Source organism: Halorubrum pallidum (assembly GCF_055380345.1).
Genome location: NZ_AP043945.1, coordinates 2,095,502 through 2,109,111 on the forward strand (window position 1 = coordinate 2,095,502; position 13,610 = coordinate 2,109,111).

At 62.7% G+C, this 13,610-nt stretch carries 14 protein-coding genes and 1 pseudogene; 3 read left to right on the plus strand and 12 right to left on the minus strand.

Annotated features, from left to right (window positions below):
* Positions 1-150 precede the first annotated feature (150 nt).
* Positions 151-1,458 (plus strand): acetamidase/formamidase family protein, encoded by a 1,308-nt coding sequence (locus ACZ45C_RS12340; RefSeq protein ID WP_460562325.1) that lies wholly within the window; start codon positions 151-153, stop codon positions 1,456-1,458.
* Positions 1,459-1,540: 82 nt separating this feature from the next.
* Here the strand turns inward: ACZ45C_RS12340 and ACZ45C_RS12345 are convergent, their stop codons facing one another.
* From ACZ45C_RS12345 to ACZ45C_RS12380, 8 genes and pseudogenes are all read right to left on the minus strand, one after another.
* Positions 1,541-1,681: a hypothetical protein gene (locus tag ACZ45C_RS12345; RefSeq protein ID WP_256403617.1), complete on the minus strand. Its 141-nt coding sequence runs from the start codon at positions 1,679-1,681 to the stop codon at positions 1,541-1,543.
* 25 nt (positions 1,682-1,706) lie between these two features.
* Complete coding sequence (locus tag ACZ45C_RS12350) at positions 1,707-2,195, minus strand: type II toxin-antitoxin system death-on-curing family toxin (RefSeq protein ID WP_460562323.1); 489 nt, start codon at positions 2,193-2,195, stop codon at positions 1,707-1,709.
* 95 nt (positions 2,196-2,290) lie between these two features.
* Positions 2,291-3,436 carry a CapA family protein gene (locus ACZ45C_RS12355; protein ID WP_460562321.1) on the minus strand — a complete coding sequence of 382 codons (1,146 nt, stop codon included), beginning with the start codon at positions 3,434-3,436 and terminating at the stop codon, positions 2,291-2,293.
* Positions 3,437-3,495: 59 nt separating this feature from the next.
* Positions 3,496-3,612 (minus strand): annotated as a pseudogene (locus ACZ45C_RS12360) (NADP-dependent oxidoreductase); the annotation flags it as partial.
* A gap of 8 nt (positions 3,613-3,620) precedes the next feature.
* The gene (locus ACZ45C_RS12365) at positions 3,621-3,872 is read right to left on the minus strand and encodes a type II toxin-antitoxin system HicA family toxin (RefSeq protein ID WP_460562319.1); all 252 of its coding nucleotides are present in this window, start codon (positions 3,870-3,872) and stop codon (positions 3,621-3,623) included.
* Between the two features lie 9 nt (positions 3,873-3,881).
* Positions 3,882-4,139: a type II toxin-antitoxin system HicB family antitoxin gene (locus tag ACZ45C_RS12370; protein ID WP_460562317.1), complete on the minus strand. Its 258-nt coding sequence runs from the start codon at positions 4,137-4,139 to the stop codon at positions 3,882-3,884.
* A 79-nt stretch (positions 4,140-4,218) separates the two neighbouring features.
* The gene (locus ACZ45C_RS12375) at positions 4,219-5,244 is read right to left on the minus strand and encodes an NADP-dependent oxidoreductase (RefSeq protein WP_460562315.1); all 1,026 of its coding nucleotides are present in this window, start codon (positions 5,242-5,244) and stop codon (positions 4,219-4,221) included.
* 64 nt (positions 5,245-5,308) lie between these two features.
* Positions 5,309-6,718, minus strand: coding sequence for an ATP-binding protein (locus ACZ45C_RS12380; RefSeq protein ID WP_460562313.1), 1,410 nt, complete (start codon positions 6,716-6,718; stop codon positions 5,309-5,311).
* A gap of 381 nt (positions 6,719-7,099) precedes the next feature.
* Between ACZ45C_RS12380 and ACZ45C_RS12385 the strand changes: the two genes are divergently transcribed.
* Both ACZ45C_RS12385 and ACZ45C_RS12390 read left to right on the plus strand, forming a co-directional pair.
* Complete coding sequence (locus tag ACZ45C_RS12385) at positions 7,100-7,417, plus strand: toxin-antitoxin system TumE family protein (RefSeq protein ID WP_460562311.1); 318 nt, start codon at positions 7,100-7,102, stop codon at positions 7,415-7,417.
* 32 nt (positions 7,418-7,449) lie between these two features.
* Positions 7,450-7,866: an HVO_A0114 family putative DNA-binding protein gene (locus tag ACZ45C_RS12390; protein WP_460562309.1), complete on the plus strand. Its 417-nt coding sequence runs from the start codon at positions 7,450-7,452 to the stop codon at positions 7,864-7,866.
* 83 nt (positions 7,867-7,949) lie between these two features.
* Here the strand turns inward: ACZ45C_RS12390 and ACZ45C_RS12395 are convergent, their stop codons facing one another.
* The 4 genes from ACZ45C_RS12395 to ACZ45C_RS12410 all read right to left on the minus strand — a co-directional run bounded on the left by ACZ45C_RS12395 (position 7,950) and on the right by ACZ45C_RS12410 (position 13,587).
* The gene (locus ACZ45C_RS12395; protein ID WP_460562307.1) at positions 7,950-8,894 is read right to left on the minus strand and encodes a DUF368 domain-containing protein; all 945 of its coding nucleotides are present in this window, start codon (positions 8,892-8,894) and stop codon (positions 7,950-7,952) included.
* 124 nt (positions 8,895-9,018) lie between these two features.
* A complete protein-coding gene (locus ACZ45C_RS12400) occupies positions 9,019-12,144 on the minus strand; it encodes an oligosaccharyl transferase, archaeosortase A system-associated (RefSeq protein WP_460562305.1) in 3,126 nt (1,041 codons plus the stop codon).
* A 410-nt stretch (positions 12,145-12,554) separates the two neighbouring features.
* Complete coding sequence (locus tag ACZ45C_RS12405) at positions 12,555-13,058, minus strand: metal-dependent hydrolase (RefSeq protein WP_460562303.1); 504 nt, start codon at positions 13,056-13,058, stop codon at positions 12,555-12,557.
* The gene (locus ACZ45C_RS12410; protein ID WP_464374324.1) at positions 13,051-13,587 is read right to left on the minus strand and encodes a hypothetical protein; all 537 of its coding nucleotides are present in this window, start codon (positions 13,585-13,587) and stop codon (positions 13,051-13,053) included. The genes ACZ45C_RS12405 and ACZ45C_RS12410 overlap by 8 nt, the downstream gene beginning before the upstream one ends.
* Positions 13,588-13,610: the final 23 nt, after the last annotated feature.

Below are 13,610 nucleotides of genomic sequence, written 5' to 3' on the forward strand. Positions count from 1 at the left end.
CCCCGCCGAGGATTCGAAACGTCTGACTAGCTCTGTGGAATTCTAGCTCCCTCGGCCACGAACAGACGACCACGCCGATCCAGTTCCGCAGCCACGCTCTGTTCCGCGAGCGCTAGGGTTATTCCGATGAGCTGCGTACAGTATCATGGTATGTCACAGCAAGGCGTTCAAGAGGAGCTGTACGTCGATCGGTACACGCTCGGGCTGGTCGGGCCCGATCAGGAGTGGGCCGGGACGGTCGCGGACGGGGGCACGGTCACGACGTACACGCCGCCGGGGTGTTGGGGGCCGATGGTGACGCCGTCGTTCCGCGGCGGACACGAAGTGACGCGACCGATCCGGGTCGAGGGCGCGTCGGTCGGCGACGCCGTCGCCATCCACATCCGCGACGTCGAGGTGACGAGCATGGCGACGAGCACGGGATCGATGGCGGAGCGCGAGGGGGCTTTCGAGGACGACCCGTTCGTCGACCACCGCTGTCCCGAGTGCGGGACGGCGTGGCCCGACTCGGTCGTCGAGGGCACCGGTGAGGACGCGATCCGCTGTGCCGAGTGCGGCGCGAACGCCTCCTCGTTCGGATTCGAGTACGGGTACACCGTCGCGTTCGACCACGAGAATGCCGTCGGGATCACCCTCGACAAAGACGGGGCACACGAGCTGGCGCTCGACGCCGCCGAGGTGATGGACATCCCCGAGAACGCCCGCCAGCATCCGATCCTGCTGTACGAGCCCGACGGGATGCCGGGCACGCTCGGTCGCCTCCGACCGTTCATCGGCAACATCGGCACGACGCCGTCGGTGACGATGCCGGACTCGCACAACGCGGGCGACTTCGGCCAGAGCCTGATCGGCGCGGACCACGACTACGGCGTCGAGACCGAGGCGGACTTAGAAAAGCGGACGGACGGCCACATGGACATCCCCGAGGTGCGCGCGGGCGCGACGCTGATCTGTCCGGTCGACGTCGACGGCGGTGGAGTGTACGTCGGAGATCTCCACGCGAATCAGGGCGACGGCGAACTCTCCTTGCACACCACGGACGTGAGCGGGACCGTCACGTTCGACGTCGAGGTGATCGAGGGACTGGAACTCGACGGCCCCGTCCTGCTGCCGAACGAGGAGGATCTCCCCTTCATCAGCAAGCCCTACAGCGACGAGGAGGTGGCGGCCGGCGACGACCTCGGCGCGCAACACGGCGTCGACGTGGAGTCGGAGATGGCCCCGATTCAGGTGGTCGGTTCGGGGGCGACCGTCAACGACGCGACGCAGAACGCCTTCGACCGCGCCGGCCAGTTGTTGGAGATGAGCGAAGGCGAGATCCGGGCGCGGTGTACGTTCACCGGCGGCGTCCAGATCGGTCGGCTGCCGGGCGTCATCCAACTCGACATGCTCGCCCCGCTCGACCTACTCGAAGATCGCGGGCTCGACGGCGTCGTCCGCGAGCAGTACGGGCTCTGAATACAGAGAGTATAGTCAGCACTTGCTACCGAGGAAACAGACTATTCAACGTCCGACAGCTAGAAAGCTGAAGCCGTTGACCTCACTCGTTTTCGAGCGCGTCGTAGATGTCTCGGTTCGCGTCTCGATCGCCCGCCGCGACTCGGCGGACTAGTTCCCGTCGGATATCTTCCATCACTTCGTCGAGCGGGGAGCTGGATTCCACTCTGTCCTCGGTCGCCATATCTCACCTGTCGTCCCGAGCGCCGTTAATCGTTCGGGTCCGACGAGTCACCGGTCAGTTCGTCCACCCCGAACCTGATGAGATCCTCACGCCATTCCTCGATTGCGCCGGGGAGGTCGATCGCCTTGGTATGTGAGCGAAGGTATTCGATGACTGCAGCTTCATCGACGGCGGCTTCGTCAGTACCGAATTGCTTGAGAATCGACCTGATCTCGTCGTCGTATTCGAAGCGGTATCCGTTGAGGTAGTAGAACACGACCGCCGTGTTGAGCGCAGTACGCTTGTTTGCGTCCACGAACGGGTGATTCGCAACCAGCAGTCGAAGCAGATGGTACACCTTCTCGTGAACCGTATCTGGTGCTGTCCCAAAGCGACCCGCTTCGATGTAGTGCAGAGCGAACTCGATATCGCCGGAGTTCTGGATTCCGGTATGTGTGTCAGAATACTCCGACACGATGTCATCATGGATGGTGCAGACATCGTCGACGGAGGGATACCAGAATGAGTCAGCCATTCGATTTGCTGTTGCGTCCGTGCCGGTGTAATCTTTGTTCTGTATGATCTCTCATCTGTGATCGCGATTCCGGCGCCTTCAGACACCGGAAGATGTCAATCTCCTCCGAGCGGGATCGTCAGCCGACCGTCGTCGCGCTCGACAGGTGTCCCGTAGGGCCGCGATCGCTCGGCGACGGTGTCGCGGACCCACGTCGCGACCTCGCCCTCGGCGAGTGTCGCCGCCTCGTCGACGATACGGATCGGGACGACCTCGATCTCGTGGAGGTCGCCGTCGCGCACGGTCAGTTCGAACAACGCGCTGCGTTTGTTGTGGACGCCCTCGCGGTCGATGTAATCGACGTAGTCGTCCACGAAGTCACCGGCGTCGTAGATGATCGGAGAGTCGTCGTACACCTCGACGCCCTGCAGCACGTGTGCGCTGTGGCCGTGGACGACGTCGACGCCGCGGTCGACGAGGAACCGGCCGAACCGCTCGTGGACGGCCCGCGGTTCGGTCTCCCAGTTCGGTCCCCAGTGCAGCGAGGCGACGACCAGATCCGGCTCCAGCGCGCCGATCCGGTCGAGGACGTCGTCGACGAGCGCGCGCGTCCCGGGTCGGCCCGGGTCGAGCGTCGCGTACGCCGTCCCGGGATCGTCGTCCGTCGCCCCGAACGCCGCGGACTGGTCCGTGAGGCCGAACGCCGCGACCCGAACGTCTCCCGCCTCGAACACCGCGGGTTCGAGCGCCGTCTCTCGGTTCGTTCCCGCGCCGGCGTGCGCGATGTCCGCGTCTGACAGGTGCGTTTTCGTGTCGCGCAGGGCCTGTTCGCGGTAGTCGAGAATGTGGTTGTTCGCGAGCGAGACGAACGACGCGCCGGCGGCCTCCAACGCGGGTACCGCGAACGCGGGCGGCGCGCGAAAGTAGTACGTCTTGTCCGGCCACCGCTCGCCCCGGTCGGAGACGCAACACTCCAGGTTGCCGACGAGTCCGTCGAGCGCCTCCAGTCGCGGGAGCGTCGACCCCCACACGCCCGTCGAATCGATATTCTCGCCGGCGACCCACCGATCGGTGACGCTCCGGCCCAGCATCAGGTCGCCGACGAACCCGATTCGGGTCTCGTCGCCGTCGGCGGTGTCGCCTCCGGTCTCGCCCGCCTCGCTGGCACCGGTCCCGCTCGATTCCGAGGGGGCGGCCGAACACCCCGCGAGTCCCGCGACACCGGCACCGCCCGCGGCAAGCAGGCTCCTACGCGTCTGCATCGACCGGCTGTTCTCCGCGCGCCGATTTGAACCCACCGGAGCGGTCGGGAACCGCGGCGTCACTCGTCGGCGGAGCCGCCGGCCACCTGCACCACCTGCTTACCAATGTTGTCGCCCGCGAAGAGCCCGAGGAAGGCATCTGGCGCGTTCTCCAAGCCGTCGACGACCGTCCCTCGAATATCGGTCAGCGGTGTTCGTCGATCCACTGACACCACGACTCGAAATCGTCGGCATCGCACTGACCGGCGATCGACCGGTACGTGTCCTGAGATATATGATCGCTGTCCGTCAGCGGGACGCTCACCACGCGGATCTCGTCTGTCTCTGGATGTTCGTATCGAAGTTTGACGTGACTCCCTTCACGGCCGACCGGTCGATATCGCATCGCTCGAAGCGCTTTCACAATCTCTCGACCGGCGAAGTTCGCATAGACCATCCGGGAGGGCTATTCCCACGGCGGTTCGCCGGCGTCGTCGATCTCGTCGGCGTCCACGCCAATTTCCTCGAGAAACGCCTCTTCGTCGTCGATCGGCTCTCCACCGCCCGCCTGGAGGGTCAACGCGTCCGCGAGCCGAGAGAGTGCAGCCGGCTTCGACGTGCCTGACGCGGCAACTCCCGACTCCGTATCCCGTGCCGTCACGAGATCCTCTTCGTACGTAAACACCACTCCGCCGCCGCGATCGTTCTCCGAAGTGGTTGCCATTACCTATACTGAGGCGTGGTATCGGTGAAAAGTGTTCTGTCGGCGATCACGTCTCACAGTGCTGGCCCGAACCTCGGACTCACTCGTCGCCGGAGTCGGCGGCCACCCGCACCACCTGCTTGCCGATGTTGTCGCCGGCGAAGAGCCCGAGGAAGGCGTCGGGCGCGTTTTCTAACCCCTCGACGACCGTCTCGCGATGCTCCAACTCGCCGGCGGCGACCCACTCGCCGAGCCGCTCGCTCGCCTCCTCGAACCGGGTCGCGAAGTCGCTCACGAGGAGTCCCTGGACTTTCGCGCGCGGCGCGATGATCTGTGGGAGCTTCCGCGGCCCCGTCGGCACCTCCTCGTCGTTGTAGTGGGATATCTGCCCGCAGACCGCGACGCGCGCGTCGAGGTTCAGTTGCGTGAAGACGGCGTCGGTGATCGGGCCGCCGACGTTGTCGAAGTAGACGTCGACGCCCTCGGGCGCGGCCGAGTCGAGCGCGTCGCGGTAGTCGTCCGTGGTTGTGTAGTTGATCGCGGCGTCGAAGCCCAACTCCTCGGTGAGCCAGTCGATCTTCTCGTCCGTGCCCGCGAACCCGACTACGCGACAGCCGTTACGTTTGGCGATCTGCCCGACGACGGAGCCGACCGCGCCCGCCGCGCCCGACACGACGACGGTGTCTCCGGGTTTGGGCTCGCCGACTTCGAGGAGCCCGAAGTACGCCGTCCGGCCGGGCATTCCGAGGACGCCGAGGTACGCTTCGAGGTCGGCGACCCTCGGATCGACCGGCGCGACATCGGCGGCGGCGAGCGTGGTGTAGTCGCTCCACGTCCCCTCGCCGGTGACGAGGTCGCCCGCGTCGTAGGCGTCGCTCTCGCTCTCGATCACTTCGGCGACGACGCCGCCACGGAGGGCGTCGCCGACGGCCCACGGTTCGGCGTACGACTCCGCGTCGCGCATCCGGCCGCGCATGTACGGGTCGACCGAGAGATACCGGGTGCGAACGAGGAGGTCACCGGGGTCGGGGGAGGGCACGTCCGTCTCGCGCAGTTCGAAACAGTCCAGGTCGGGTTCGCCGGATGGTCGCTCGGCGAGGACCCACTCGCGGTTGGTGGTCGTCACGGTTCGGGTTGGCCAGTGACGAGTAATAGCGTTTGGACACCAGCAGGGAGCGAGTCGTTTTCCGTCATCGGTCGGGATTGGACAGTTCAGCCGACACCAGTGTCGATATCGCTTCGGGACCGAACAGCGACCAGTCGTCGCCGAGTTCGGCTCGCAGTCCGTCAGTGAAGCCACTCCTCGAGAAGAGCGCGAACCGCTCGGAGCGGTCGGGTGTCCCCCAGCGAACGTGGTCGGCCGTCGCACGGAGCGAGTCGACGAGTGCGTGTCCAACAGGCTCTGCCGTCCACTTACACTCCGCGAGGAGGATCCGATCGTCGGCCGAATGGAGTCCGACGATGTCGATCTCGTCTTCTCCGTACCACCACCGACCGACCTCCGAATACGGATCGAGTACGCCGCTGCGAACCGCCTCCCAGACCGTCTCCCGACAGACTCGCTCGAAGGTTCGGGAGACGTGATCGGGGAGCGCCGGCTCGATCGTTCCCTCGTACACGACACCGGGCACCTCGTGAATACTGGAGCGGTTCGGCTCGACGAACCGGAACCAGAACCGCAAGAACTCGTCGGCGACGCCGTATCGCGATCGCTTGGACTGTTTGGCGGAGGCTGTCACGGGAACCTCTCGGTCGACGAGTCTGAGCCGACGGAGCGTCTGGAGGTACTTCGAGAGCGGCCCCGAGTCGATCCCCGTCGCGCCCGCGATCTCGTTGGGCGTCGTGTGGCCCGTCGCGATCGCTTCGAGGATGCTCAGGTACCGGGCGGGATTTCGGAGTTCGGTCCGCAGCAGAAACTCCGGCTCGTTGTACAACACCGCTGACGGCGTCAGAATCTGCTCTCGGACGTTCGTTGCAAGCGACTGCGTGTAGTCGAACTGCAGGAGATACATCGGTGTCCCGCCCGTGATCGCGTACGATCGAACTGTGTCCTCGAAGTCGTAGTCGATCACCTCGCGAGCCTCGGTGAACGAGAACGGTTCGAGATCGATCTGGCCCGTGCGGCGGCCGTACAGCGGGCTCTCGTGGCCCAAAACTGTCGACTCCATCGTGCTCACGCTGGAGCCACACAGAACCAGCATCGATTCGGTGTCCGATAGTTGCTCGTCGACGAACGACTGGAGATACGACGGAATCGAGTCGTTTCCTTCAACGAGATACGGGAACTCGTCGATCACGACGACGAGTCGCTCGTCAGTGAGTTTCTCCCCGAGATACGCGAAGGCGTCGTCCCACCCCTCGACGCGTGGCACACGGTCGTCGAAGTGAGCGGCGACCCGTTCTGTGAACTTCTCGCGCTGGCGCTCTTCCGCCTCCTGTGCCGCGAGGAAGTACACGTGCGGCCGGTCGGCACAGAACCGTTTCAGCAGTTCGGATTTCCCGACGCGGCGGCGGCCGTACACGACGTGGAACGCGTGACCCGGCGACTCGAAGGCGGATTCGAGCGCGTCGAGTTCGTCTACCCTATCGTGAAAGGTCATTATCTAAATAATCATTATCTAGATAATGACTTAGACATTGCGGTGAGTTGCTGTACACTAGCATCTGCCAACAGTTGGATCTCAATGCGCTCGTAGAGCAGTGATGGCGCTAGTTATCGATCGGACTGCCGAAGCGAAGATTTGGGTGGCTCTTTCTCGATCGCATCCAGGAACTCGTGACTTGGAAGAATTTGTGTTGGTCCGCCAGAAACAGTATCGATCTCGAAGATTCCGATCTCTTTCAGGTGTGTATTTCCTGAAACAAATAACCAACAAACAACTAACATCCACTGAAGATGTCGCCGACGAGCGGCGTTTCTGTTCGGTGTTGGACTTCTGCCCAACGCTTATGGCGTTGGGGGGTGTCCCAACACGTAAGGGATGCCCCCAGAGCCGTTCTTCCAATACACGCACGTCGAAGCCGGCCTCGTCGAGAACGTCGTGCTTCGGCCGACTGACGACACCGAGACGTACCCCTCGGGTTGGAAGTACACGCTCCATCTGGGCACCCTCGACGATCTCACGCTCGTCCGGTACGACAACTCCCACGAGGACACGAAGGGGCACGAGCATCACACCGCAGCCGGCGATCTCGACGGCGTCGGGTTCCCCGGAATAGAGGAGCTGCTCGTCGAGTTCTGGGCGAGCGCGGACGAGTACTGGGACGCTGTCGGCGGCGACCCGCCCCGGCCACACTGATCGAACACCCTCCGACCCACCCCATCCCAACCATGACCACACTCCACATCACCGTCGGCGACCGAGAACAGACCCGTCAGGACGCACTCCAGTTCGTCCAAGACGTCGAGGCCGACGATCTCGACGACCAGGACGGAAAAGCGACGCTCCAGTTCGGAACCTACGATGACTTCGTCGACAGTCTCACCCCGCTCCGCCTCGAACTCATCCGAGCGATCGCTGAGGAAGCTCCCGAAAGCATGCGCGAAGCGGCGCGGCTCGTCGAGCGAGACGTATCCGACGTCCACTCTGACCTGAAGCAGTTGGAAGTACTGGGTATCCTGACGCTTGAAGCGGGCGGCCCCAGCGGCGCGATACAACCGATCGTCCCATTCGACCGCATCGAAGTCCACATCGACTACCCGCTCATCGATAACGGCGATGCCGACAGCGCCCCCGCGAGTGCGTAGTCAGGTGGTCTCAAACTGAGAGGTTCTCAGCGATCATTTCGCAGTCTTCATCGACCGGCTGTTTCAGCGTAGGAGTTCGATTGTCAGTACTCGATCGTCGCCGAGTACCGGTCCAAGACGAGCACCAGCGTCGCGCCCGCGAGCGCGGCGAGCGCGAACCGCGGCGCGGCGGCCCGCCACGACTCGCCGCTCTCGGTCAGCCGGACCGACACCTCGACGACGGGGGCGCGCAGCGCGCCGACGACGAGGCTGACGAGGAAGGCGAGCGTCGCGGCGCGCGCGCGCTTCAGGGCGTAGCGCACGGCGTGTGCGACCGTAAAGAGGCCGACGACGCCGCCGGCGAGGAACGTCACAACAGGTGGCAGCGTCTCGACGAGCGCGTCGCTCCCGTTCCCGAGCGCGAGCGCGGCGAGTCCGTCGATCGCCCGGCTCACCGTCCCAGACATGTACTCGTACTGCCCGAGCACGACCAACAGGAGCGAGCCGGAGATCCCCGGGAGCACCATCGCGCTGACCGCGACCGCACCGGCGACGAACACGAGCGGGAGCGGGCTCCCGAGCGACGTCGCGGCCGCACCGGAAGCGAGGAAGGCGAGCGCAAATCCGGCGAGCGCGGCCGCCTTCCGCCGCGGCGTGTCGAGCGCGACGTCGCCGAGCAAGACGACTGCAGACGCCGCGATCAGCCCGAAGAAGAAGCCGTAGGTGGCGACCGGGCGCGTGGCGAGCAGGTAGTCGACGCCGCTCAACACGACCACAACCGCGGTGGCGATGCCGGCTCCGAGCACGAGCAGGAACCCGCCGTCGACCTCGCGGAACGCCGCGCGCGCGTCGGGGAGGTTCGCGGGGCGGACGCCCGCGAGCACGCGCCGGATCCGGTCCGGATCGACCGCGGTGACCGCCGCGATCAGCCGCTCGTAGATCCCGACGATCAGCGCGATGGTGCCGCCGGAGACGCCGGGGACCGCGTCGGCGCTGCCCATCGCGATCCCCTTCAGGTACAGCACGGCCCAGTCGCGACGGTCACTCATGTGCTACCACGGTCGTGTGGGGTGCAGGGTGCGACTCGTGCGAGACGAATTCGTACGACGAGATACTCATGCAGTACAGGCGGAAATGTCATAAAACGGGTGGACGGTACGGCGGGGCTCCGTGTTACGCGGCCACGAGCCCGGAGTCGGTGGGCGTGTCGACGGCGAGCGCGTCGCTCGCAGTCACCGCGCTCGTCGTGTTCGCGTCGTCGCCGGTGGTCTCGTCGCTCGATCCGTCCTCGGTGTCGCTGCCGCCGTCGCTACCGTCCTCGCTCCCGCCGAGCGTCGTCTCTTCGAGTTCGACGGTGGCGGCCGCGTCATCTGCGCCGACGACCTGCCCTTCGGTCACGTTCACCGTGCCGGTGAGCGCGCTGGGCGTGCCGTTGTCGATCGAGAGGCCGGTCGAGACCTGGTACGGACCCGTCGCGCGAACGCTCGTGTTCGTGTAACCGTTCTCGGGGCCGAACTCGTCGTAGCCCGTCGTCGAGTACGGCACCGTCAGCTCGAAGTTCCCGCTGTCGTCCGCGGTCGCGTACTGCGTGTACGTGAACGTCCGTCCGGAGGCCTTCTCCATCTGGACGGTCGCTTCGACCTCCTGGCCGGGCTCCGCGCCCGAGCCCTCGACCGTCGCGCCGGGGACGCGCTCGAACGTCTTCACCCAGTCGTCCTGGAACGCCCGCAGCGCGTTCTCGCCGAGCGCGCTCTGGAGGTCGACGCCGAGCTGCTGGAGGACGCTCACCTGCAGCGCCGAGGGCGACTGCCCCTGCGACTCCGTGGCGTGAACGAGCCGGTGGTGTTCGAGCGCCTCGACGCGCTCGGAGGGGACGCCGCCGATACCGCCGACCTGCGCGCTGCCGTCCTCTTCGACGAACGCGCGGGCCTCCTCCATGGTGTCGAACTGGCGAACGGTCGCGCTCGTGTTCTGCGGCGCGACGGAGACGTCGATCCGGTCGCCGCCCGCGGTCTGGGCCGCCTGCTGATCCCAGTCGACGACGACCGGCCGCGGCTCGACCGCGCTGCCGTGGTGTTCGTACAGGCGAATCATCTGGCTCTCGTGGTAGCGCTGGGTGTTCACCTGCATCAGCGTCTGGAACCCGCCCTGCTCCGTCTGCTGGTAGAGGACGCGGTTGAAGTCCTCCGTCGTCTCGTTGCCCTCGTAGAAGGTGACCGGGGCGTTGAACTTGGAGTTCGGCGACGCCATCTGTCGGTCGACCATCACGTAGCGGGTGTGTTCGCCCTCGGTGCTCTGGCTCGCGAGCACCTCGCGGGCCTCTTCCTCACTGGGGGCGAGCAGGTAGTTCGCCGCTTCGTCCGCGTTCTGCTGGAACGGGTTGGCGTTCGGAATGCGCTCTGCGCGCGTGGTGATCCAGTGGCCGTAGTCCCACCACGACTGCACGCCGTACGCCCCGTCGGGGTACTCGAAGTCGCCGTCCTCGGGGCGCTCGTAGGTGCCGTACAGCTCCATCGGGTTGTCCGCGCCCTCGAGTTCGCCCGGCGTGGGCGTCTCGTCGTTCATCCACTGGAGGCTGTCGTCCCACTCGACGACGCTGCCGGGCCCGGTGGAGTTGCCGGCGGTCCAGACCGGGGTCGCGACGCCGACGAGCGGCACGATCAGGATGGCGATCACCGCGAGCGCGGTCATCACCTGCCAGCCCTCGATATCGCGGAGCGCCGCGAGCGAGGTGAGGTCGATCGCGTCTAGCGTGATCTGCAGGAAGTACGCCGCGCCAACCGCGACGATGACGGCGAGATAGTAATTAAACCGGGTCTGGGTGAACGCGGCGCTCCCGATGAACGCCGCCCACACGACGAAGTAGAGTTCTTCGGCGTCGTACTCGACGAGGAACGTCGCGCCGACGAGCAGGGCGGCGGCGAGCGCGAGCCCGATCACCTGCCAGCTCACGCCGACGACGCCGCCGATGGTGTCGTAGAGTTGGGGGACTGCGTAGACGGAGCCGACGACCGCGAGCGCGGCCGGAATGTAGAGCGTGTGGTTGGTGTCCTCAGAGCGGTAGAGGGGACGCGCGATGATGTAGAGGACCGCCGCGAGCGCGAGGAAGAACGCGAGGCCGTACTGCGAGAGAACGAAGTCGGCGAAGGAGGCGTTTTGTAGTGGTGGTTGGCCTTCGCCGATGGTGCGGAAGGTTGCGCGGGCGCTGAAGCCGACGAAGTTGAGGAGGTTGCGGGTGAGCGTAGACCACAACGAGGGGAGTGCAAGCCAGACGACTCCTGCCGACGCAAGGATGAGTCCAGCAACGGCGGGCGGGTAAGTCGTAGTGTCGAGATCGCGTGACTCCCACTGGCGAGCGAGCCACGCGAGGAACACTGCGCCGACAGCGACGCCGAGCGGGAGGACGACTTGGAGGAGAGAATACTGACTGGCCGAGAACGAGAACGTGTCGAGCGGAATCAACTGCATTAGACCGGTGACGCCAAGTGCGAGTGAGCCAGCGAAGGCGATCGGCTCGGGACTCCGGCCGTGGAAGGTGTCGCTTACGAGCTTCACTGCGAGGTACACACCCGTGAATCCGACCATGAGAACGGCCGGGGGCCACGTCCAGAGGTAGAGACCGAGTGCGACACCCGCGGCGACCGCATACAGCGTGGGTCGCTTGAGAGCGATCCAATCTCGATCGACGAGGAGTTCCCAGACGGGTGCCTCGCGTTCGGCGACCGCGAAGGCGACGAGGAACGCGAGGACGGCGAGGCTCTGGAAGAGCACCTCGGCCGCGCTGTGGTCTGGGAAGCCGACGAGTGAGTAGCTGAAGAAGGTACCCGGGAGCAGCGCGAGGACGGCGACGCCGGCGATGGCAGCGAAGCGGTCGACGAACCGCCGCGCGATGAAGTAGGTCGGGATCGCGACGAGCGTGCCGGCGAGAGGAGCCATGATAAGCATGACTTCCTCAGGACTGCCCATGATCGGGCTGGCGATCCAGATACTGATCGCCATGATGTGGTCCCAGAGAGTACCGAACTGACCGACTTGACTTCCAATCGGGAAGCCCGTCCAGACATCGAACGGGAGCGTGTTCGGCCAATTTTCGAGAAGATAGTTTGTCTCGCGAAGGTGATACCACGGGTCGTTGCCGCGGAAGTACACCTCGCCGTTTTGGACGAAACTGCCGTACGATTGGAGGCGTGTCCACAGCATGAACGCGAGCGCCCCGACGAGGGCCGGGACGTGGTAGTAGGACTCGAAGTAATCGAGTATCGACATATCCTCCTGATCGGAGGTGCGATTTCCGCTCATTATGCACAATGACTGGTAAAATGCGCATAAGGCTTTTGACCTCCGTCTGGCGGTGTTCAGATAACGATTGAAAGATAAAATGGTTCTATTCCAATGTAATTCATGTCTGAAAACGACCGCGACAGTGGCTGCTTCGTTGATATCACTGTGATCTCTCTGGAACAAGACGCAACATCATGGTTATAATAAATATTAGTAGTCTGGTTTGTCAAACCCAAAGATAGTGTCGTGGTTATATCTGAGCAAAGCTGTTTGGAATTATAAACTGAACAATACAATTTCATGGAATTTGTGCGCTACACAGGAGGATGGACAGCGAGATCGACCCAACACTTGATGACTAGTTTGTGTGACGTTGGAACAGTGTGTGAGTAGTGAAATTCAAGGGTAGATCGTGCGTAATATTTTTATCATTTGACACTTTTTCGATGTTGATCAGCGAAAAATACGACTATCGCTGTAACGAACGCCACAAGTACGACCCACCGATCTGGTGTGACGTACCATCCGGGAGTTACCGGTCGAGGCAGGGGAAGCGGAAAGGCGTACATGTCTAATATCATCTTTCCATCAGCGTACCGTTGTGGCAGGTCCACTAGGATATGTGATATTGACCCGCTCAATAGCATAATAAATGCCTTCTGCTGTTCTAACGCGTCACGAAATAGAAGCGCTCCAATGCCGGATAGCAGGATAATTCCTCCCGCAGTATGAATTCCAAACCAGTCAAACTCTGATCCGATAAAATAGGATATTATGTCTGATGAGATAACTAAGTTCAAGCGACTCAGATCTGGAAGAATAGCACCGACCATTCCTACTGATATCCACTGACTATCGAGCCATTCGACATACCAACTAAGAATTCGAAACGTAGCGTAAGCGAGCAAAACGTGAGTGAGCCATTCAGCCATCGTTTCGACCTCGTGGTTGAAAACACCCAACACGCAAATTGATACGCCAGTGCTTGAAAAAGTATAGAATAGCGAAGAACGCTCCAAGAAGGGATATGCCGTACATATAATTATAGTCAGATGAGTCTTGATAATCAACGACCACTACTTCCGCATCTATGACAGTTGATTCGTCGCGGAGGTCTCCATATATTTGGATATAAGATCCCTTTTCAATATTGCCAAAGATACTGGTGTTATTTATCTGAACCGTTATATTCTGTCTGTATTCTGATTTCGACATCCCATTTGAGTTGATATCCACGACCCGATCATCCTCGAGTCGAATATACAAACTATTTTGATCCTCGTTAGTCGCTAGAACATCTGCGAATATTAACACTGTCTCACCTGTATTAGTGACTGGATCAGTAATGATTTCTGATTTCTCTGGGTATGATCTATAATCAACTGAAGCATATATGGAACCCAACGGGAATAGCAAAATGATTATAAACAAAATTATAAACAGACGCTGTCTTGAATGCATCAATCTATAATCCCGTTATAACG